The sequence below is a fragment of the Bacteroidota bacterium genome, assembly GCA_016194975.1.
Taxonomy (GTDB): Bacteria; Bacteroidota; Bacteroidia; order Palsa-965; family Palsa-965.
In genome coordinates this window covers 236,749-257,701 of sequence record JACQAM010000007.1, presented here as the reverse complement: position 1 = coordinate 257,701, position 20,953 = coordinate 236,749, and the positions used below count along the sequence as shown (strand labels likewise).

19 protein-coding genes are annotated in these 20,953 nt (G+C 42.6%); 5 read left to right on the top strand and 14 right to left on the bottom strand.

What is annotated here, in order from left to right:
- The first annotated feature begins 14 nt into the window (after positions 1-14).
- On the top strand, positions 15-1,013 hold the full coding sequence (gene gap, locus HY064_05695; GenBank protein MBI3510136.1) for a type I glyceraldehyde-3-phosphate dehydrogenase: 999 nt from the start codon (positions 15-17) through the stop codon (positions 1,011-1,013).
- On the opposite strand, the gene HY064_05690 is transcribed toward gap, so the two are convergent.
- The 4 genes from HY064_05690 to HY064_05675 form a co-directional block, all read right to left on the bottom strand.
- Positions 1,014-1,799 (bottom strand): hypothetical protein, encoded by a 786-nt coding sequence (locus tag HY064_05690; GenBank protein MBI3510135.1) that lies wholly within the window; start codon positions 1,797-1,799, stop codon positions 1,014-1,016. It abuts the gene before it with no gap.
- 192 nt (positions 1,800-1,991) lie between these two features.
- On the bottom strand, positions 1,992-3,503 hold the full coding sequence (locus tag HY064_05685) for a GH3 auxin-responsive promoter family protein (GenBank protein MBI3510134.1): 1,512 nt from the start codon (positions 3,501-3,503) through the stop codon (positions 1,992-1,994).
- Positions 3,504-3,608: 105 nt separating this feature from the next.
- Entirely contained in the window at positions 3,609-5,216 is a 1,608-nt protein-coding gene (locus tag HY064_05680; protein ID MBI3510133.1) for a PHP domain-containing protein, read from the bottom strand.
- 11 nt (positions 5,217-5,227) lie between these two features.
- Positions 5,228-5,896, bottom strand: coding sequence for a DUF3575 domain-containing protein (locus tag HY064_05675; protein MBI3510132.1), 669 nt, complete (start codon positions 5,894-5,896; stop codon positions 5,228-5,230).
- A gap of 101 nt (positions 5,897-5,997) precedes the next feature.
- On the opposite strand from HY064_05675, the gene HY064_05670 reads away from it, so the two are divergent.
- Both HY064_05670 and priA read left to right on the top strand, forming a co-directional pair.
- The gene (locus HY064_05670) at positions 5,998-7,566 is read left to right on the top strand and encodes a T9SS type A sorting domain-containing protein (GenBank protein MBI3510131.1); all 1,569 of its coding nucleotides are present in this window, start codon (positions 5,998-6,000) and stop codon (positions 7,564-7,566) included.
- A 14-nt stretch (positions 7,567-7,580) separates the two neighbouring features.
- A complete protein-coding gene (gene priA / locus HY064_05665; protein MBI3510130.1) occupies positions 7,581-10,046 on the top strand; it encodes a primosomal protein N' in 2,466 nt (821 codons plus the stop codon).
- Between the two features lie 182 nt (positions 10,047-10,228).
- Here priA and HY064_05660 read toward each other — a convergent pair whose 3' ends face one another.
- The 3 genes from HY064_05660 to HY064_05650 all read right to left on the bottom strand — a co-directional run bounded on the left by HY064_05660 (position 10,229) and on the right by HY064_05650 (position 13,506).
- Positions 10,229-11,275, bottom strand: coding sequence for a GHKL domain-containing protein (locus HY064_05660; protein MBI3510129.1), 1,047 nt, complete (start codon positions 11,273-11,275; stop codon positions 10,229-10,231).
- A 280-nt stretch (positions 11,276-11,555) separates the two neighbouring features.
- Positions 11,556-12,542, bottom strand: a complete 987-nt coding sequence (locus tag HY064_05655) for a hypothetical protein (GenBank protein MBI3510128.1) — start codon at positions 12,540-12,542, stop codon at positions 11,556-11,558.
- A gap of 61 nt (positions 12,543-12,603) precedes the next feature.
- The gene (locus HY064_05650) at positions 12,604-13,506 is read right to left on the bottom strand and encodes a sterol desaturase family protein (GenBank protein MBI3510127.1); all 903 of its coding nucleotides are present in this window, start codon (positions 13,504-13,506) and stop codon (positions 12,604-12,606) included.
- Between the two features lie 135 nt (positions 13,507-13,641).
- Between HY064_05650 and HY064_05645 the strand changes: the two genes are divergently transcribed.
- Positions 13,642-14,412: a hypothetical protein gene (locus HY064_05645; protein MBI3510126.1), complete on the top strand. Its 771-nt coding sequence runs from the start codon at positions 13,642-13,644 to the stop codon at positions 14,410-14,412.
- Positions 14,413-14,433: 21 nt separating this feature from the next.
- Here the strand turns inward: HY064_05645 and HY064_05640 are convergent, their stop codons facing one another.
- The 5 genes from HY064_05640 to HY064_05620 form a co-directional block, all read right to left on the bottom strand.
- On the bottom strand, positions 14,434-15,390 hold the full coding sequence (locus HY064_05640) for a hypothetical protein (protein ID MBI3510125.1): 957 nt from the start codon (positions 15,388-15,390) through the stop codon (positions 14,434-14,436).
- Between the two features lie 28 nt (positions 15,391-15,418).
- Positions 15,419-16,171, bottom strand: a complete 753-nt coding sequence (locus HY064_05635) for a patatin-like phospholipase family protein (protein MBI3510124.1) — start codon at positions 16,169-16,171, stop codon at positions 15,419-15,421.
- Positions 16,172-16,233: 62 nt separating this feature from the next.
- Positions 16,234-16,605: a four helix bundle protein gene (locus tag HY064_05630; GenBank protein MBI3510123.1), complete on the bottom strand. Its 372-nt coding sequence runs from the start codon at positions 16,603-16,605 to the stop codon at positions 16,234-16,236.
- A gap of 178 nt (positions 16,606-16,783) precedes the next feature.
- On the bottom strand, positions 16,784-17,632 hold the full coding sequence (locus HY064_05625; protein MBI3510122.1) for an MBL fold metallo-hydrolase: 849 nt from the start codon (positions 17,630-17,632) through the stop codon (positions 16,784-16,786).
- Positions 17,633-17,663: 31 nt separating this feature from the next.
- Positions 17,664-18,263, bottom strand: coding sequence for a hypothetical protein (locus HY064_05620; protein ID MBI3510121.1), 600 nt, complete (start codon positions 18,261-18,263; stop codon positions 17,664-17,666).
- A 224-nt stretch (positions 18,264-18,487) separates the two neighbouring features.
- Here HY064_05620 and HY064_05615 point away from each other — a divergent pair, with 224 nt between their 5' ends.
- The gene (locus HY064_05615; GenBank protein MBI3510120.1) at positions 18,488-19,846 is read left to right on the top strand and encodes a peptidoglycan synthetase; all 1,359 of its coding nucleotides are present in this window, start codon (positions 18,488-18,490) and stop codon (positions 19,844-19,846) included.
- Here HY064_05615 and HY064_05610 read toward each other — a convergent pair.
- On the bottom strand, positions 19,832-20,215 hold the full coding sequence (locus HY064_05610; protein ID MBI3510119.1) for a hypothetical protein: 384 nt from the start codon (positions 20,213-20,215) through the stop codon (positions 19,832-19,834). The two genes, HY064_05615 and HY064_05610, sit on opposite strands and share 15 nt — an antisense overlap.
- A gap of 224 nt (positions 20,216-20,439) precedes the next feature.
- On the bottom strand, positions 20,440-20,907 hold the full coding sequence (locus HY064_05605) for a hypothetical protein (GenBank protein ID MBI3510118.1): 468 nt from the start codon (positions 20,905-20,907) through the stop codon (positions 20,440-20,442).
- Positions 20,908-20,953 lie beyond the last annotated feature (46 nt).

Genomic DNA, 20,953 nt, shown 5'->3' with positions numbered 1-20,953 from the left:
TTGAAAGAAAAAAAATGAAACCAATTCGCGTTGCAATAAACGGATTCGGCCGCATCGGGCGCGTAAGCCTGCGTGTGATCATGGAGAGAAAAGACATCGAAGTGGTTGCGATCAATGATCTTACCGACAGCCGCACACTCGCCCATTTATTGAAATACGATTCTGTTCACAGAAAATTTCCGGGAACAATTACCGCAGAAGAAAATGCGATCATCGTGAATGGAAAAAAAATCCAGGTCACCGCAGAAAAAGATCCTGCAAAATTACAGTGGCAAAAATTTGAAACAGATATTGTCATTGAATCGACCGGAAAATTCCTGGATGGAAAAAGTGCCGAACTTCATCTAAACGCAGGAGCGAAAAAAGTAATTCTGTCGGCGCCTGCGAATGACAGCGAGATCAAAGCGATCGTCATGGGTGTTAATGATTCTATCCTCGATAAAAACGACCGTATCATTTCCAACGCATCCTGCACTACGAATTGCGCAGCGCCCATGATCAAAGTGCTCGACGATCATTGGGGAATTGAAGACGGTTACATCACTACGGTTCACTCCTACACGGGCGATCAGCGCCTGCATGATGCGCCACACAAGGACCTGCGGCGTGCGCGCGCGGCAGCGGTGTCGATGGTGCCCACTTCAACCGGTGCAGCAAAAGCGATCACAAAAATATTTCCGCATCTCGATGGAAAACTCGGCGGCTGTGGAATACGCGTTCCTGTTCCCGATGGGTCGCTCACCGACATTACCTGCGTTCTGAAAAAAACAGCGAGTGTGAAAGAAATAAATTCTGCATTTAAAATTGCCGCAGGTGGTACGCTGAAAAATATTCTCGAGTACACGGAAGATCCGATCGTGTCCATCGATTGCGTAGGAAATCCGCACAGTTGTTTGTTTGATGCGGAGTTCACTTCCATTGTGGGAAATATGGTGAAAGTGATCGGGTGGTACGATAATGAAATGGGATATTCGAACCGGCTGATCGATCTCGTGGAGAAAGCGGGAAGGTGATCAGTAAATTTCTGTTGCGTCTTTCAGGAGAACATAAAACCGATTCGATTCTTTGCGGATGTCGATCGCATTTGCATCAGTAGGTTCTTCGTAGCTGATCGTTTCGAGGGTGAGAATATTTTCTGCAACAAGATTTCCGCCGGTCATATAGAACAAAGTATTTTCTGTTGCCTGAAAAGTGCGGAGGCCTTTAACCGGAATTGTTTTGGAATAAGTTCCGAATACATCGAAGACAATAATTCCTGTTGCAGGATTATTCAGGTAAAGACGATCTCCTTTTTCCATCATGAAATCGGGTTGCAGATCGATGCCGAGTAATTGTGCAAGATTCCCGGTGCGCTGTTCAATCTGCATGTTGCGGTTGAAGCGGATCAATTCAAAATTCGCCTGGTCGTAGATCCACAATCCATTGTCGTGCGATGATGCAGCGAGAGAAGCCAAAGGAAATCCAAGCGATTCGAGCTGAACTGCATCACCGTTCTGACTCATGGTGTTGTCTAAGAATACAACCCTGTTGAAATCGCGGTAGAAAAGAACAATGCGGAGCGGATTGGTTGCATCGGCAGAAGTGATGTTGCCGAAATCTTTATTGGAAAATTCTTTCTGGAACGTGCAACTCGAATCGAATTTCCGGATGGATTCGCCATTGATGAGATAAACATTTTTCAGGTTGTCGGTCGTTATCGCTGTTGCGGTTTCTCTGATCGTGCAGGAGGGGGCGCGATCTACAAAAGAAAAAAATAACGGCATAAAAAAGATCGCGGCTATGAAAATAATTCTGCTCATCGGGATAAAGATAAAGCAAATAAAATGCCGGAATGTTATGAGGAATGAGTTATGAATTATGAGCCGGGAAAATTTAATGAGCTGAACGGAAATTTTTAGCCCCGATATACGCGCGTTCCCGATCCTGGTCGGGATGCGCGTGTAGCGGGAAGGCAGAAAATTCAAAGAACAGGCGGTGCGCTCCAAAAAAAATCATTTCAGCGCAAGAATTTCTTCTGCAATTTTCCTGTTATTCGACAAGCGTGGTACTTTGTATTGTCCGCCGAGTTTATCATGTGCTTTCATCCATTTGTAAAATGTTCCCTGCGCCAATGCGTTCACGAGCGGCAACTGAAGAATAAAATTATTGTAGCGCTTTGCTTCGTAATCGGAGTTGACCGATTTCAGTGCATTGTCGAGCAGTTCAGAAAAATAATTCAGATCGGGAGGCGCTTTTTCAAATTCAATGATCCACTCGTGCCGCCCTTTTTTTTCTTTTTCATCGAGGAAAACAGGAGCGACTGTGAATTCGCGCACAGAAGAATTTGTCTTTTCGCAGGCAATGTGCAGCGCTTTTTCCGCATTGCCGATCATCACTTCTTCGCCAAAAACATTGATGTGATTTTTTGTACGCCCGGTAATTTTAAAACGATAGGGCAGAAGAGAAGTGAACAGGATCGTGTCGCCGGTATTGTAACGCCAAAGTCCGCCAGTAGTGGAAATGACCATTGCATAATTTTTTCCGGTGATCACATCTGCGAGCGAAATTGTTTCCGGAAATTCTTTTTCCCACTCTGCTTCAGCTATGAATTCATAAAAAATTCCGTAGTCGAGCATGAGTAGTAATTCTTCCGAATCGCGCTGATCCTGTATTCCGAAAAACCCTTCGGATGCATTGTACAATTCGAGATAGTGGATATTTTTACCAATGAGATTGCGGAATGATTCGCGGTACGGAAGAAAATTGACGCCGCCATGAAAATACAATTCGAGATTCGGCCACACTTCGGAAATATTTTTTTTCGTGGTAACCTCGAGAATTTTTTTCAGCAGCACGATCATCCATGAAGGAACGCCGGCAAGGCTCACGACATTTTCATCTTTCGTGGAATCAACAATGCGTTCGAGTTTGTCTTCCCATTTACCGAGCAATGCGATCTCCGTACTCGGTGCGCGGAAAAAATCGGCCCACATGGGAAGATTCTGAATGATGATGGCAGAAACATCGCCGTTGTAGGTTTCATAATTTTCCAGCACATTCGTCTGGTGACTTCCGCCAAGCGCAAGATTTTTTCCTGTGAAAAGATTATGATCGGGATAATTGTTGCAATAAATGGTGATCATATCTTTTCCGCCGCGGTAATGACATTCGTACAGCGATTCTTCGGTGACAGGAATGAATTTGCTTTTATCATTGGTAGTTCCTGCGGATTTTGCAAACCATTTTACTTCCGTAGGCCAGAGTAAAAATTCTTCACCACGCTGCAATCGTTCGATGTAGGGTTTGAGCGAATCGTAATTCTGCACCGAAATTTTATTTTTAAAATCTTCCGGCGTTACAATGGAATCGAATCCGTGTTTCGTTCCGAATTCAGTTTCTCGTCCCGATTCGATTAATTTTAAAAACCATTCCTGCTGCACTTCATGTGGATATTTCATGAAGAGTTCGATCTGGTGAATTCGTTTCACCATCAACCAGGATGCGATGGAATTAATGAGAGGCATTTTTCGAGGTTGGTCGTTTGCTTTATTGGTCGTAGGTGGTTTGGTCGTTGATCCTTGCTAAGGCCACCATAGATGACGACCAACCACCTACGACAAAACGACGAACTATTTCGAAGAGAGCCACTTTTCAAACTGAGATAAATTCATGGCGTTCAAACAGAATTCTTTCGTGAGCATTCCTTTTCTTGCGGCGATCGTTCCCCATTTTACATCAAGTAATCCTTCTGTTTCATGCGCGTCGGGATTGATGGAGATGAGCACATTTTTTTCCATGCAATACGGGATCCACTTCCAGTCAATATCGAGGCGATAGGGATGTGCGTTCAGTTCGATGGCTACATTATTCGCAGCGCATGCGTCGATTATTTTTTTGTGATCGATTGGATACCCTTCGCGGGAGAGTAATAATCTTCCTGTAGGATGGCCGAGAATTCTTGTGAAAGGATTTTCAATTGCTTTGAGTAAACGTTGCGTCGCTTTTTCTTTTTCCATTTTAAGATTCGAATGCACAGAAGCTACAATGAAATCAAAAGTTTTCAGAATATTTTCTTCGTAATCGAGCGAGCCATCATTGAGAATGTCGGATTCAATCCCCTTGAAAATTTTAAACGGGGCCATTTTCTCATTGAGAATTTCAATTTCTTCATGCTGGCGTTCAATCCGGTCGGGTTGCAAGCCATTCGCATAAAAAGCAGATTTGGAATGATCGCATATCCCGAAATATTCAAAACCATATTTCCGGCATGCTTCCGCCATTTCTTTCAGCGTATTCATACCGTCGCTGTATTTACTGTGGTTGTGAAGATTTCCTTTCAGGTCAGAAACTTCAATGAGCGCCGGCAGTTTGTGATTTTTAGCAAGAAGAATTTCGCCGTTCCCTTCGCGCAATTCCGGTTCAATGTAATCGAGTCCGTACGACTTGTAAATTTTTTCTTCAGAAGATTCATCGAGCGAATTTCTTTTCAGTTCTTCCAGTTGTTTCAAATGTGATTCAGAAGCTGTAGTATGAAAAAGTGCGCTGTAAAAATCGGCCGGATCGCAGGAATGAATTTCTACGGGAATGTTCATCGGGTTTTCAAGTTCGGAAAGATCGATAGCATCTTCCTCAACTGCGGCGACAATTTCAATTTTATCAATGACGAGTTCTTTTCTGCGCACTGCTCCTGTGACAGAAATATTTTCAGTTTCTAATTTTTCTTTCAGGAATTCTACCGTGTCCTCCGCGAATTTTTCCACTTTGTAAAAATGAAATTTTCCTTTATTAGCCATCATGTATTCGATGGCTTTCATTACGGAATCCTGTGTTTTCTCACCGAAACCTTTCAGGTCAACAAGGCGATTCTCTTTGCATGCATATAATAATTCGCCAGGAGATTCCACGCCGAGTTCTTTCCATAGCTGCGCCACTTTTTTAGGGCCGATCCCTTTCACCGAAAGCATTTCAATCACACCATGCGGAGTTTTTTCAAGGTAATGTTGAAGTTCTTTTGTTGTTCCTGTGGTGTTGAGCTCAAAAATCTTTGCCGCAATTCCTTTTCCAACTCCTTCCACGGCTTCGAGTTCTTCCAGCGATTTTCTTTCGAGATCGACGCCCGTTTTATCAAGACGATAGGCGGCATTGGAAAGCGCCTTCACTTTGAATGGATTCTCACCGTGCATTTCCATCAGTTGTGATGTGAGTTTGAGCGAAGCTGCAAGTTCTTCTGTATTCATAAAAAAATCTTTCAGTTAATGATGTAACCGATCCCCAATGAAAAACGCAAAGAGAAAGTTGTTCCTGAACTGGCACGATAATCCTGTTCAGCAAAAAAAGGAGCGAGATCTTTTCCGCCCGAGAAATAATCTCCATGCACCATTCCGAATTCAATGTTGTGATCTATGATCGATCGATACATCATTCCCGGGCCGCCGTGAATATCAAAACAGAAATGTTTTGCAAATACAGACTGGTAACCGAGGATAAGATTTCCACCGAAAACATTTTTTTCCATTGAGAAACTGTCGTGATGTGTGAGCGTGTCATTCTCATTCAGGTAAGTCAGCGTTTCATTATAACGATTGTATTTGTAAAACAGATCGACGCCGCAATACCATCCTGTCAATGAATAATATTTTTCGCCACCGCCGAATAAATTGTAACGGCGCAATTCTACTATAGCGCGATAACCGCTCGGCTTCACCCATTGCGTATCTCCTTTCGGAAAACCATAAACCTGGTAACCGAATTCGCCGGTGAGCGAAAAATTTTTACAAAGCCGGTGTTCCAGTGAAATATCAGCGAGGCCAAGCATCGGGGCAAGTACATTCAGTTTTACATCCGTACGGATACTGTCGTGCTGGGCCCAACCGTTCAGTGCAGGAAAAAGAAAAAAGAAAAATAAATACTTTTTCATTGATTCAAATTTACAAAAAGGAACAGGTATTCTGCCTGGTTCTGCATTGAAAAATCATTCTTTAGGATTATCTTTATAGAATGATGAGCCAATTTTCCGGCATGAAAAAATTTACTTTTTTCTTCTTTATTTTTTCTGCACCGTTTCTTCATTCGCAGGCGCAGGTTCCTTTTACTATTGAAATTGAACCTGTGATCGCCGGTCCGCTACCCGGAATGCATTCTTTCGCTTTTGCACAATCGGGATCAAAGTGGCTTTTCATTGGAGGAAGAACCAACGGCCTTCACGGATTTTCTACCAACAGCAATTTCGATGTCGTTTATGAAAGTGATGTCATCACGGTGATCGATACGGCTACGTGGAGTTATTATTCTTCCCCGCTTGGCGTTCTTCCTTTTGCAGAAGCAGATCCGCTGCGCGCAACGAATGCACAGTTCACGCGTATTGGAGATTATCTCTACATCATCGGCGGATTTGGATTTGATTCCACTGCGAATGCTTACCGCACTTTCCCGGTTGTTTCCGCCATACAAATTGATAACATGATCAACGCGGTGATCAATGGAACGCCGATCGCGCCGCACATCCGCCAGATCACGTACACAAACCTGCGTGTGTGCGGGGGAGAAATGACAAGTTTGAGCGACAGCACGTGTCTTCTTTTTTTCGGACACAATTTTTATGGAAGATATTCTGATCCGCCACAACCTACATTCACGCAGATTTACTCGAATGAACTGAAACGTTTTAAAATTTCTGACGACGGTACAAATCTTTTCATCACCAATTATTCTGCGATCACTGACACGAATAATTTTCATCGCCGCGATTTTAATCTTGGCCCCATAATTCACTCAGACGGAAGTTTTGGTTCCTGTGTTTACAGTGGAGTGTTCCGCAAAGACCGTGAGTTGCCTTACCCGTGGCCCATTAATTACGATACACTCAATGGTTATGCTGTTGATTCTTCTTACAGCCAGCAAATGAATAATTACACTTGTGCGATGTTGCCGGTTTTTGATTCGGTGCAACATACAATGTTCACTGTACTATTCGGCGGAATGAGTCAATATGATTTCAATCCTTCGAATGGAATTTTAACAGAAGACACGCTCGTTCCTTTTGTGAGTGATATTTCTGTTCTCGTGCATGCGCAGAATGGCGCGTGGGCGCAAGTGCCTTTGCAATTACAGATGCCGGGATTGCAGGGAAGTAATATGCAGTTTGTTCCGCTGAGTAGTGTTCCGTCTTATTCGAATGATGTGGTGAATTTGCGCAATGTGAGCGGGAGAATTCTTGCGGGATATCTTGTGGGTGGAATTGTTTCTCCCACTCCGAATCTTCCACCAACTTCGTGGGCGAATGATACGGTGTACAGAGTTTATCTCACGCCTGATGCGAATTTACTTGACGTGCAGAATCCTTTGGCAGAAGGAACAGTGGATGTTTTTCCAAATCCTGCAGCGAATAATGTTGCGGTGCGTGTGCATGCCGATGGGGAAATAAAAATTGAAATTATTGATGCAACAGGAAAAATTATTCGCAGTGAAGAGCACAATGGAAGACAGGATGTGAATTTTTCAATGGAGAATATTGCTGATGGAACTTATTTTGTACGCGTGATCACGGAGAATTCTGTATATCGCCAGAAGCTTGTTGTGCTTCATTAATATTTCCTTTGCTTATGTCTGATCGCATCGATCTGTTTGCCGACGTTATTCTCCCGATTCCAATTGCGAATGCCTATACGTATCGTGTTCCGCAGGAATTGAATGACAAGGTGAAAACAGGAATGCGCGTGGTGGTGCAGTTCGGAAAGAAAAAACTTTATTCAGGAATTGTAGAAAAAATTCACAGCACAGCGCCTGGTTACATTGCGAAATACATCGATTCGCTCATTGATGAAAAGCCAGTAGTGCAGGAAAAACAACTGGAGTTCTGGAAATGGATGAGCGAATACTATCTCTGCACCAGAGGAGAAGTGATGCTTGCTGCATTGCCTTCGGGATTGCGCCTGTCGAGCGAAACGATGATTCTGCTCAATACTTCCTGGGATGGTGATAGAGCCAAATTGACCAACGACCAGTTCGCTGTTTGTGAAGCGCTCGATGTGCGGAATACACTCACCATAGAAGAGATGGTGGAACTGCTGCAGAAAAAAACTGTTTACCCGGTGATCAAAGAATTACTCGAGATCGGTGTTATTCTCGTTTACGAAGAGCTGCAGCAACGTTATCATCCGAAATTCGAAACCTACATTTGTCTTGCCGGTGAATTGGAAGACGAAGAAAAACTGAAAGTGGTTTTTTCTCAATTGGAAAAACGTTCTTTCAAACAACTGCAGGCCATCATGGCGTTCATTCATCTCTCTGACCGCTATGGAAAAAAACACGGATCGGTCCGCCGATCTGATCTTTTAAAAACTTCCGGTGTTTCTGACAGCGCACTTCGCGCATTGGTGAAAAAAAATATTCTTGCAACGGAAGAAGTGGAAGTGTCGCGTTTGTTGCAGAAACAAAGTGAAGGAAAAGAACTCACGCTGAGTTCGCATCAGCAGATTGCTTTCGATAAAATAAAAGAGGAATTCAAAACGAAAGATGTTTGCCTGCTCCAGGGAATTACCTCGAGCGGAAAGACGGAGGTTTACATTAAATTCATCCGCGAACAAATGGATGCCGGTAAACAGGTGTTGTATCTTCTCCCGGAGATCGCGCTCACCACGCAGCTCGTGACGCGTTTGCAGAAACATTTCGGGAATAAAGTTTTTGTTTATCATTCGCGTTTCAATGAAAATGAACGCGTGGAGATCTGGAACGAAGTGCTGAAGAAAGAACCGATCCTGGTGATCGGTGCGCGCTCTGCAGTTTTTCTTCCGTTTCATTCGCCGGGCATCATCATCGTGGATGAAGAACACGATTCTTCTTTCAAGCAGAACGAACGCGCGCCGCGTTACAATGCGCGCGACAGTGCGGTGTGGCTTGCGCGTACGCACCATGCGAAAGTTATTCTCGGTTCTGCAACGCCTTCGGTAGAAACGTATTTTAATTCAAAGGAAAAAAAATATGGTTATGCGATTCTCACTGAACGTTACGGCGGATCGAGTTTGCCGGAAATAAATGTGGTGGACATAAAAGAAGCGTCGCGGAAAAAATTAATGAATTCACATTTCTCACCGACGCTCATGGAAAAGATGACGAACGCGCTGGAGAAAAAAGAACAAATTATTTTATTTCAGAATCGACGTGGATTTGCGCCTTCCATCGAATGCCAGGACTGCGGGCATATTCCGCATTGTGTGCGCTGCGATGTGAGTCTCACGTATCATAAAAATTCCAATCAACTGCGTTGCCATTATTGCGGATGGACCACGAATCCTCCGGCGCAATGCCAGGCGTGCGGGAATGCAGACTTACGCATGAAAGGATTCGGCACAGAAAAAATAGAAGAAGAATTGCAATTGATATTTCCCGAAGCAAAAGTGGCGCGCATGGATCTCGACACAACGCGGGGAAAATTTGCGCTCCAGAAATTAGTAAATGATTTTGAAGAACGGCGAATTGATATTCTTGTGGGAACACAGATGGTGACTAAAGGACTCGACTTCGAAAATGTTTCGCTCGTTGGAATTCTGCAAGCCGATCAGCTCATGAACTATCCCGATTTCCGTGCGGTGGAAAGAAGTTTTCAATTGATGTCGCAGGTGGCGGGGCGCGCGGGCAGGAGAGAACAGCGCGGCGAAGTGATCATACAGACTTTCAATCCGCAGCATCCTGTTATTTCCTGCGTGCTGAATTCAGATTATTTCACGATGTATGAAACGGAAATTGTGGAGCGGCAAGAATTTCATTATCCGCCGTTTCACCGTTTGATCCGTTTGACATTGAAGACAAAAGATCATGTGCTCCTCGATGAAGCCGCGCTGTATTTCGCCGATCGTTTACGTACGCATTTTGCAGAGCGTATTCTTGGCCCTGAATTTCCTTCTGTTTCAAAAGTGAGAGACGAATACCTTAAAAATATTTTAGTGAAACTGGAACGCGATGCAAATAGTTCTTCAGCAAAAAAAATTATTGCAAATGAAATTGCACACTTAAGGGCGCATGGTGATTTTAGGAGGGTGGGAATTATTACTGACGTTGATCCTATGTGAGGGATGCCTGCCCGACTACGTGAAGCGGAGGCGGGTAGATCCGATGTAGGAGATGGATTACGAATAAGACAGACAATACACCCGCCTGCCGAAGCGAGGGCTTGCGCTGCTGCGGGCAGGGATTACAGACGTAAACGGATTTACGGATTGCTTTTTTTGCCGTAACGGAATTAATTCCCATTTCATTTCTCTACTGGTCCCGCTTTTTCATTCGGCAAATAAATGGTAAACGTAGTCCCTGTTTTTTCTTTACTGTCGAGTTGTATTGTTCCGCCTAGTTTTTTGAGGGTATGATTTACGGTGTAAAGACCGAGCCCGCTGCCGCTTGCTTTTTCTGTGGCGCGGAAAAACATTTTAAAAACATCTTTCTGCAAATGATCGGGGATGCCGATCCCATTGTCGGCGACAGTAATTTTTACGCCATCGTTTTCATTCACAACTGAGATATTAATAAAAGGGTTTGGGGTATTTTCTTTTTTGTATTTGATGGCATTGTCAAGAAGATTCTGGAACAGGGAGATGACCAGAAGTTTGTCGCTGTAAAATTTTCCGTTGAAAGAAATGTGTTTTTCAAAATTAATTTTATCGAATCCTTCTGCAGATTCCAACGATTTCAGCGTGTCTTCAATAATTTCTTTAAAATCGAGAAGGCGAATTATTTTTTCGCCTTCCCTGATCCTTGTTGTTGCAACAAGGATCTGCAGAATAGTATCGAGCCGCCGGGTTTGTTGCCTTACAATTTTGCAGAAACGTTTCGCTTCATCAATATCTTTTAAACCTTCCTCCGCAATATTGGTAAGGCCGAGAATACTTGCAATGGGGCTGCGCATGTCGTGAGATGATTTGTAAATAAAAGTTTCAAGTTCGGATACAGCTTCTTTAAGATCGGTAATATTTTCTGAAGCGGTTCCCAATCCATCGCCTACTTTAAAAGCTTTTACACGCACATAAATATTCCCCATGCTCGGGTGAGGTTTTACCTCATCGAGGATGAGCGTTTTTTCTGTGCGGATAACTTCTCTGTAAAGATCGTTTCGCCCGCTCGATTTATTGTCCGGCGAAATTTCTGTAATATTTTTTCCGATGATGCCTTCTTTTGTGAAGTGCAGTGTTTTTAAAAATGCAGTATTCGCATCAACGCAATTTAAATCTTTATCAAAAATTGCGAAAAGAATTTCTGACTCGTCGAAGAATTGTGATCTGAGTTTGTCGGGTGTGTTATTTTCCATTGTTATCTGAGGATTTTTCTGAATGGTTTATGACCGGGAAAAAAGCCGCGCGAATCTACAAAAACATTTTTCCGTTTGCAGTCTTATCCATTTGTAAACTTATAATCAGGCGGGAGGCATTCCGGCTTCGCTCCGTGCGTGAGGGATAGCAGCGGTACCCCACAGGGCGCTTGCGGCCGAGGAGTACAAGCGGATAGCCCGGTGCTGAAGCAAACCGCTTGCGGATGCTTCAGCACACGCCCAAATCAGGAATGAAATGAAGCACTTTATGCGAAAGAAATTACTGGTAATAGGTGTACTCGTATTTCAAATCTACTTCCGGCTTCTTCAGATTTTCTCCTTTTTTCTCTTCGTCCAATAGCCCCTTTGAATTACGGGTGAATGTTTGCGTGTAAGTCGTTTTCCCTTTTTTGTTTTTCGAAATGATCGCCGTGATTTTTCCATTGCTGTCGTACGAATAATTGCTCAGGGCAAAAATCTTTTTTTTCTTGTTATAGAATCTGCTGCTTTGAAAATGGCCGAGACTGTCTATCGCGATGACACTAGTAGAGGACGGTTTTCCTTTTCTCGTGGTGTAACCGAAAATAGTATCTGCCTGCGGATAATGATATTCAAATTCGCTCTCATGTACATCGGCGAAACCAAAAGTGAGAAAATATTTTGTGATGGAAGGGTTGCCGTAATCCTGCGAATTAAAATAGGTGGTGTCCACTTTTCCTTTATTGATGGTGGTGTACAATTTAGAACTCAACATCAGTTTGCCGGAAGAATTGTACAGCATTTTGGTTTCTGTCATCGTGGTCGCGGTATCCTTTCCATTCATTGTTTTTATAATGGATATTCTGTCGAGCGAATCTCCTTTTGTTTCTTCCCAGCCGATCAATTTCCCATTGGAATAAGTACGTTCAGAATAATCGGGGCGATCGTGAATAACAACAACACTGTCGGTGAGTTTTCCATTCGAGAAATGAAGTTTGCCGGTAAGATCTCCATTCGCATTACGGATATAAACTACACGAGTGCTGTCGGTATGATTTTTTGTATTGCTAATGGAATGTTCACCGGTAATTTTTGCATCCGCATCATAATCCACTTCCCATCGATCGGTGCTTTTTCCTTTATCGAAAACCAGGACAGATGTTCTTGAACGGATCTTGTTTGCTTTGATAACCGAATCGGGCAGATGTTGGCGGTTATAAGTAAGGGAATTAAATTGTGCGCTCAGTTGAACCGAGAGGAGAATAAAAAGCGGGAGTAGAGTTTTCATGGCAGCGGTATTTTAGCTATAACGAAAGTTAGGAAAAAAAATTACGACAACCTTCGGATTATTATAGCCCACCATTAATCTTTGAATCTTGAATCTTGAATTCTTTTCGCAATTGCCCGCTCGTTTTTTTACTTCCATCATGACTCCATCCCGGCGGGCCAAACACGTACATGAATTTTGCTTTGAGTGAAGATTTTTTTCCGAGATCGCGCAAGATCGCTCCCCATTCGTGAAAAACAGAAGTGACAGGATTGTAAGGATGTTCTAAATTTTTTGTCAAACCGAATTTTACTTTTTCTTCTTCAGGAACAAACGTTCCGAAAAGTTTATCCCAGAAAATAAAAACCATTCCCATATTCTTGTCGAGATAAGGAACATTCGCGCCGTGATGAACGCGGTGGTGCGAAGGCGTACTCATGAACCACTCGAGCGGCCCCATTTTATTTATGAATTGGGTGTGAATGAGAATGCCGTAGATCTGCGTGATGGCGTACATGAGCATAATATCTTCTGCACGGAATCCAAGAAGCGGAAGAGGAATGAACCAGATGAAACGATACAACGGCTGAAAAACGGAAGAGCGGAATCCTACGGTGAGATTGAATTCTTCCGATGAATGATGCGTAACATGCACTGCCCAGAAAAAACGGCAGTAGTGATCGACACGATGCAGCCAGTAAAATAAAAAGTCTTCAGCAATGAGCAGCGCCGTCCAGTAGATCCAGGGAGTGGCGATGAGAAAATATTTGTGATTGAAAAAATAAGTAAGGAAAACGAGAACGAATCCGCGCAAAACAAAATCGAGACCGAAGTTGAGCGCCGAGAGCCACACATTCATGAGCGTTCCTTTGAGCGTGTAGAATTTCCGGTGATGAATACGCGAAAGGATCATCTCGCCGAGGATAAAAAAAGTGTAGAGCGGCGTGGAGAGGAGGAAGACGAATTTTTCCCTTAATAAATCCATACTCAAATTTACGATTTACAATCTACAATTTACGATTTGAAGGAATAGGAAAATTCGAGAAAATCTCTGGCAAAATTTCTGTAGGATAACCCTGGCGGAGGAGCAACGTATAGTTTGTTTTTGCGTCTTGCGTATATGAGAATACTATTTTCAGTTGTAACGTTATTCATTAAGCTCGATGCATTGTCTCAAACTGATTATACCATTGGAATTTCCGGCGGATTGCCTTTTGACAGGAATTTGAAACTATCGCACTTGGAAACCAATACAGAAACTATACAGAAAGGAGTTAATCTTCCATACGTTCTTGAGTTATCTGGTGATGCGTTCATTCACCAGAAATTCACAGCAGGATTTGTCATTAAGTACAATCAATGTAATTATGTTGTGAATTCAGAAATAATGGATACAACATATCCCTCCAACGGCTGGAACCTGCGGGGTTATGGAGTCCATATGAAATATCAACAGTTCGGTGAACAGCTAAGATTCGGGGAAAATTTCAGAATAAGGAAATCCGAGCTGGGCGTGAATGTGAATGCAATTGCCGGATGCGATGAATTCTTTCTCATTAATAAAATTGTTACTACAGGTTATGCATCTAACTATAACCTTGCAATCGGAAAACCAAATAATCCTGTTGTAGCCGAGGTTGGTGCAGGACTCTCGCTTATAGATTTGATCAGGAAAAGGATTTTTTCCATAAGCGCTGATCTGGAATATATTTATTTTCTTGGTTCACTCAATGTTGTTAATGTGAATACGATTGTGGTATTGTATAACAACTCAACTGCTTCGTGTTATACTTTTTTTTCTCCGCGGCTTTCTTATTTCCAGATCAGGATAAGATGTAATATTTTTTGTTTCAGCAGTGGCACATCCGAATCGGATCGGTCCAACTATTGATCGGCTAAAAATTAGTGCCGTTTATTTCCAGTACTCATATTCATAAGAAAAATTTACCGTCTTCTGTATCATCCATGTTTCACTGGGAGAAATAATATCTTCTGTAATATTTCCTTTCGCATCGCGTTTTAATTCGTGCTTGTAAGTTGGCACGGCCTGTTCGTTATAGGTTGCATCAGTCAAGGATTCCGGTGGAGAAGTGAGATATTCCCATTTGTAGGCCCATTTTTTTGTTTCACTCACTGTGGCCGGAAGTCCGTTCATTAGAATTTTATAACCGTTGCCGCTGTAAATAACAGCGTACTCCGTTTTGTGGCCGCCTTTCAAATGCGTATTGCTCGTGAGTTTTCCATTGGCATCATAAAATAATAGCCAGGAAGAAGTCAGTACATAATTGCTGTCGTAATCAATCTCGCGCACCAATCGGTTATTCGCAAGTACCGTAGTTGTTCTCACTTTCGGTATGGAGTCCACAGTACTCATGAGTTCATTTTTCGAATTGTAAGTCATCGTTTTTTGCTCAGAGAATTCTTTTCCACTGAAATAAGTATCGGCAATAATATTTCCATTTTCATCATAATCGGAGACCCGGTAAGGATGAATGGAATCATTATGCGAATAATATCCGGCCCGCAATAATTTACCACTCTTAAAATATTTGAAATCATAAGCAGCTACAAATTCTCCGCTAATAAGCCGTTGAATACTTTTGCTGTTCCTGCCAACGCTGTCGTATTTATAGGAATAATAATAATTTCCGGGATTGGGCGATCCTTCGCTGCTGTAAATGCACTGGCCTTTTTTATTGTAGCGATACGTATGCTGAAGATTTTTCACCACTCCTGTCCCTGTATAATAAATGCGGATTTCCTTCACATGATTGTTGATGATAGCAACGGAATCGGGCGGAGTGAATTCCTGCGCGAAAGAAAATTGTATTGTGGAGAAAAAAAATAAAATGGAAAATGATTTTTTCATTGGGAAAAGTGTTGCAAATACAATACCATTATTTCAGTTTCAGTAATTCTTCTTTCTGCTGCATAGCTGCTTTATAACCGATCTCAACTATTTTTTCCGCCGAAGAAAGATCGAACATGCCAAACTGCGAACATTCTTCCGGCTCAATGAAAATATCGCACTCCTCTCTTTTCGAAAAAACCTGGTGACGAAGCGCGAGGTGAAGACTGCGGTCCATCACATCTTTCATGTGCACATTCCGGAATTCTTTCTGTAGCGGATTCACATGAACGCCAATGATGCGGTCGCACTTTTCACGCAATGCCTCGACCGGAAAATTATCCATGATGCCTCCGTCCACGTATTGATTACTGCCGAAGTTTACCGGTTCAAACAAAACTGGAATACACGCTGAAGAACAAAGGGCGGGAATGAGCGGACCTGAATTAAAAAAAACGGATTTGCAGTTGAGAATATCTGTAGCGCAAACGGTGAGCGGGGCATTCAGGCCTTCAAAATTTTCAGGAAGATATTGAGCGATCATTTTCCCGATCTTCTCCATGTTCAGTATGCCGGGCTTTCTCCAGAGAATTCTTGCCCACTGATAAATTTTATAGGAACGAATGTAACGCAATGTGTCGGTCGGTGTATGACCGGCGAAATAAAATGCACCCGCCAATGCACCTGCACTCGTACCCGCTATTGCATCCACGTGCACGCCTAATTCATCAAGCGCACGCAACACACCCAGGTGAGCAAATCCGCGCGCGCCGCCGCCGCTTAATATTAATCCTGTTTTCATTTCATTCTAAAGTTAAAAGAAGGTATTAAGGTATTAAGATATTGGGGCGAATATACTCCTGTTCATTTGATATTTTTCTTGAGATAGGCGAGATATCCGTTGAGGAGTTTTTTGCAATGCAAATAATCGCTTTTAAAAAATTTCAGTTCGTCCTCTTTAATATATTCTTCATCAAAGGCAACGTAAAGATGATCCATGGTTTCCTTGAGAGAACCGGTGGATATCCGGATAAACCTGCTATTATCTTTGTAATGATAGCGCCCATTTCCCTCAGCAATATTGGCAGTCACCGATCTTGAAGATATTTTGATCTGCTTCGTCAATTCATACTGTTCACAGGGAGGGAATTTTTTTGTGAGTTGCGAGATCGCTTTTCGGAATTCCCTTGTTTTTTTCCAGACTTCTAATGTTTCAAATTCGTAAGTATCATTCATATAAATAAAGATTAAGGCCGCAAATGTGTAATATCTGTTTCATAAAAACAAAATTATTTTTTCAACACTCCAACTTACCGTTAGGAAATTCGATCCGATTCATGCCAGCACCTCAATACCCTAATACCTCAATACCCTAATACCTCAATACCCTAATACCTCAATACCCTAATACCTCTTAAGAAGAGAAACACTCATCCAATCTAAACTTCTCATTAACTCTAACTCCTCTATCTGTATCACTAACCGTACAACACTCATTCACTCCATCGTGTTCGAAAAAGAGTACATAATTTTCTTTTGCCGCAACAGGAAGAAATTTTTCTTTTTCTGTCAGCGTAAGTAATGGACGCGTGTCGTATCCCATGATCCATGCGAGAGGAATATGCGCAATGCTCGGAAGAAGATCAGCCATGAATACAACGGTTGTTCCGTTGCAGGAAATTTTCGGCAGCATCATCGCGCCCGTGTGCCCGTGCACCCACAGCGTGGAAAATCCGGGGAACAGATCTTCTCCTTCTTTTAAAAATTTCAACCGGCCGCTTTCTTTTATGGGAAGAATATTTTCTTTCAGGAAACTTGCTTTCTCCCGCGCATTCGGTTTCGTGGCCCATTCCCATTGTGCTTCGTTGCTCCAGTAAGTAGCATTCGGAAAAACAGTTTCAAGTTTGGTGCGATCATTATTGTATTTAATACTTCCGCCGCAATGATCGAAATGAAGATGCGTGAGAAACATATCGGTGACATCGCCGAAATCAAAACCTTTTGCACGAAGCGATTTTTCCAGTGAATCGTTGCCATTCAGAAAATAGTAACTGAAAAATTTCGCATCCTGTTTCTCGCCCATTCCATTGTCGATGAGAATAAGGCGATCGCCATCTTCCACAAGTAAACAGCGCATGGCCCAGTTGCACATATTATTTTCATCAGCAGGATTCTGTTTGCTCCAAAGACTTTTCGGAACAACGCCGTGCATTGCGCCGCCGTCTAATTTAAAAAAACCGGTGTTTATCGAGTGAAGCTTCATTGACTTCAAATTTCAAATCTCGAATTTCAAATTATTTAGGAGCCCATGGACTATTCTTATCATCATTCTCATTGGGCGGGGCCGGAGGCGGAGTAGTGGACTGATTAGGTTTCGGAGCGTATGGATTGATATTCGGATTTGGATTAGGATAATTTTGTTGTTGTTGCTGCTGTTGCTGCTGTTGCTGCTGTTGCTGCTGTTGCTGCTGTTGCTGCTGTTGCTGCTGTTGCTGCTGTTGTTGTTGTTGTTGTTGAAATGGATTTTGTGGAAAGGGATTATTGTAAGGATTCGGTTTATTGTAATTCGGATATTGTTGCTGGTAAGGGTTCTGATAATTTTGGAAAGGTTGTGGTTGCGGATAAGGTGGAACAGGAGAGAGGGGCTGCATGGGTGTCGACTCATTTTTTCTTCCGAAACTGATAACAGCAGATACAATGGAAAAGATCAGGAAAAAAATACCGATGAGTAAAGTCACGATGCTTCCGCCCACCGCTTCACCGGGAATATCGCCACTGCCGAGATAAAAATCGTTATCGCAATTACAATGGCACCGCGCTTCCGACATAATGTAGAAAGACGCAAGTACACAACCGAGACTCATAATTATACCAATGATAGAGAGGGCTTTCATAGAGCAGAAATTTCGTTGCTTAAAGATAGAAAAAATGGTTGGCAGTTAGGAGTTCCGGGTTTCGGGTTTCGAGCGAAAGATGATTTGCACATTGGTTCATTCGCACATTAATCAGCAGGTTGTTGTTTATAAAAGAAAACAGCTTCAGACTTTCTTACGATCTCCGGTTCGTAAATTCGCCTCATTCGTATTTAGTAGTTCGTCAATTTAGTAGTTCGTACAAAATGAGGATACATTTCATTGCAATTGGTGGTTCCGCTATGCACAACATGGCGATCGCTATGAAGCTGAAAGGAAATATTGTTTCCGGTTCCGACGATGAGATCAATGAACCCTCGCATTCACGCCTTGCAAAACATGGTTTGCTCCCGGAGAAAATGGGATGGAGGCCGGAAGTGATCAGTAAAGAGATCGATGAAATTATTCTGGGCATGCACGCACGTGCGGATAATCCCGAGCTCGTTCGCGCGCAGGAACTCGGACTGAAAATATTTTCCTACCCGGAATATCTTTACGAGCAAAGTAAAAATAAAACCAGAATTGTCATTGGAGGAAGTCATGGTAAAACCACGATCACGGCCATGGTGCTTCATGTTTTAAAATATTGCGGCATTGAAACAGATTACATGGTTGGAGCGCAACTGGAAGGATTTGAAACAATGGTGAAGATCACACCCGATGCAGAATTCATGGTGCTCGAGGGAGATGAATATCTTGCCTCGCCGGTCGATCGCCGCCCGAAATTTCATTTGTATCATCCGCATGTTGCTTTGCTCAGTGGAATTGCGTGGGATCATATCAATGTGTTTCCCACTTTTGAAATTTATCTTGACCAGTTCCGGAAGTTCATCGATCTTATAGAAACGAATGGAACATTTGTTTACTGTACGAATGATCCGGAGTTGAAAAAATTATCAGTGCAGGTGAGGAATGATATTTCACTGAAACCCTATTCCGTTCCGCCGAATGAAATTGTGAATGGAACAACTTTTCTTTTGCGCAATAATAAAAAAGTTCCGTTGCTCATCTTCGGCGATCACAATCTTATGAATCTCGAAGGCGCCAGAAGAGTTTGTGCCGCTATCGGCGTGAGTGATGAAAAATTCGATGACGCAATTCAGTCTTTCAAAGGTGCTGCGCGCCGGCTGGAACTCGTTCGCAAAGAAAAATATTTTAATTGCTATAAGGATTTCGCGCATTCTCCTTCTAAATTAAAAGCAACTACTGCCGCAGTGAAGCAGCAATTCCCCAATAGAAAATTAGTCGCGTGCATGGAACTGCATACTTTTTCTTCACTCACTTCTGAATTTCTGCTGGAATACAATGGAGCAATGGATGAAGCCGATGAAGCGATCGTTTATTTCAATCCGCATACCATTGCGCACAAAAAACTTCCGCCTGTCACTGGAGAACAGGTGAAGAATGCATTCGCAAGAAATGATCTGCGGGTGACAACAAATTCGGCGGAGCTGATGGAGGAATTCAAAAAAAGAAAATGGAATAATTCAGTTTTGCTTTTCATGACCAGCGGCAATTTCGATGGTGTCGATTTTAAATTGCTGGCAGACTCACTTGAGTTGTGAGAGAAGCCATTCTTCCGCTTCCTGTTTCGACCTGAATACCTGCACCGGGATATGCGGTTTGAGTACGTTCCGGAAAAAATCAATGGTCAGTTTATTTCCGAATGAAGAATTATAATGTGCCGTTGCAATCCTGTTGGCGATGGTTTCTCTTTGTGACGTAAACTGCAGCGCATCGGAGTCCATTGTAAAATATTCGTGCGAGTCGACGAGTGCGAGATATTTTTTTCCACCGGTCAATTTATGAATGACATCATAATGCTTTTTTGTATTCTCCATACTCATGTCGGCACCGGGAAGCATGCGGATATGCAGGATGGAATTCGCCTCATCGAAATACAATTCCGATACTGAAGTAAGAGTAGAATTCATAAGGGTTGAAAAATGTTTGATGTGAAGCCAACACGAAGAACGCAGTTATTATTCAGAATACAAAATTTGGAGTGGGTCAGTTTGAAAACTCTTAGCATCTTAGTCTTAACGGTTAAATAAAAGAATATTATAGAAACCGCGAAGGCGCCAAGACGCGAAGTTGAATTGCAAAAGAACAAAACAGAAGGATGAAATTTAGACAGCCTCTAAATCACTCCCGAAATTTATTTCGTGTAAATATTCACCGTCTTTGTATAATTGCCCGACACGGGATAAGGAATCTCATTCACCAGCAATGTATCGGTAGAACGGTCAAGCAGCGTTCCCGATAAATGATGTACGTCGTGGCCATTATAAATTTTAATATCAAAGGTGTAACTGTTGTCAGTGCTGTTGTGTTCGAAGGAATTAAAAGTGATCCTCCTGCTGCTCCTCGTGGTTTGTCGCGGGCCTGAAACAGAAACTTCTCCGCGCTCAAGAAAAGTAATTTGCGAAGTGGTTCCAAGTGCACCGCCGAGCGAATCAGTATCATAGATAAAATAATTTCCCTGCGAATTGGTCTCATAGAGATCAGACCGGTGCCAGTTCCATGTGCCGGTAAGAATACTTTTATCTCCTGTTAATGGATCCCGCTTGCAGGAAAAAAGCGAAACGAGAAAAAATAGTGCAAGGAACCTTCCGTGGTTTTTCATTTTTTTCTTTCTGTTGTAGAAAAGCGTACGGAAAGATAGAATGTCT

Coding starts and splice junctions, on each gene's coding strand:
- gap (MBI3510136.1), top strand. CDS start 15: ATGAAACCAATTCGCGTTGCAATAAACGGATTCGGCCGCATCGGGCGC.
- HY064_05690 (MBI3510135.1), bottom strand. CDS start 1,799: ATGAGCAGAATTATTTTCATAGCCGCGATCTTTTTTATGCCGTTATTT.
- HY064_05685 (MBI3510134.1), bottom strand. CDS start 3,503: ATGCCTCTCATTAATTCCATCGCATCCTGGTTGATGGTGAAACGAATT.
- HY064_05680 (MBI3510133.1), bottom strand. CDS start 5,216: ATGAATACAGAAGAACTTGCAGCTTCGCTCAAACTCACATCACAACTG.
- HY064_05675 (MBI3510132.1), bottom strand. CDS start 5,896: ATGAAAAAGTATTTATTTTTCTTTTTTCTTTTTCCTGCACTGAACGGT.
- HY064_05670 (MBI3510131.1), top strand. CDS start 5,998: ATGAAAAAATTTACTTTTTTCTTCTTTATTTTTTCTGCACCGTTTCTT.
- priA (MBI3510130.1), top strand. CDS start 7,581: ATGTCTGATCGCATCGATCTGTTTGCCGACGTTATTCTCCCGATTCCA.
- HY064_05660 (MBI3510129.1), bottom strand. CDS start 11,275: ATGGAAAATAACACACCCGACAAACTCAGATCACAATTCTTCGACGAG.
- HY064_05655 (MBI3510128.1), bottom strand. CDS start 12,542: ATGAAAACTCTACTCCCGCTTTTTATTCTCCTCTCGGTTCAACTGAGC.
- HY064_05650 (MBI3510127.1), bottom strand. CDS start 13,506: ATGGATTTATTAAGGGAAAAATTCGTCTTCCTCCTCTCCACGCCGCTC.
- HY064_05645 (MBI3510126.1), top strand. CDS start 13,642: ATGAGAATACTATTTTCAGTTGTAACGTTATTCATTAAGCTCGATGCA.
- HY064_05640 (MBI3510125.1), bottom strand. CDS start 15,390: ATGAAAAAATCATTTTCCATTTTATTTTTTTTCTCCACAATACAATTT.
- HY064_05635 (MBI3510124.1), bottom strand. CDS start 16,171: ATGAAAACAGGATTAATATTAAGCGGCGGCGGCGCGCGCGGATTTGCT.
- HY064_05630 (MBI3510123.1), bottom strand. CDS start 16,605: ATGAATGATACTTACGAATTTGAAACATTAGAAGTCTGGAAAAAAACA.
- HY064_05625 (MBI3510122.1), bottom strand. CDS start 17,632: ATGAAGCTTCACTCGATAAACACCGGTTTTTTTAAATTAGACGGCGGC.
- HY064_05620 (MBI3510121.1), bottom strand. CDS start 18,263: ATGAAAGCCCTCTCTATCATTGGTATAATTATGAGTCTCGGTTGTGTA.
- HY064_05615 (MBI3510120.1), top strand. CDS start 18,488: ATGAGGATACATTTCATTGCAATTGGTGGTTCCGCTATGCACAACATG.
- HY064_05610 (MBI3510119.1), bottom strand. CDS start 20,215: ATGAATTCTACTCTTACTTCAGTATCGGAATTGTATTTCGATGAGGCG.
- HY064_05605 (MBI3510118.1), bottom strand. CDS start 20,907: ATGAAAAACCACGGAAGGTTCCTTGCACTATTTTTTCTCGTTTCGCTT.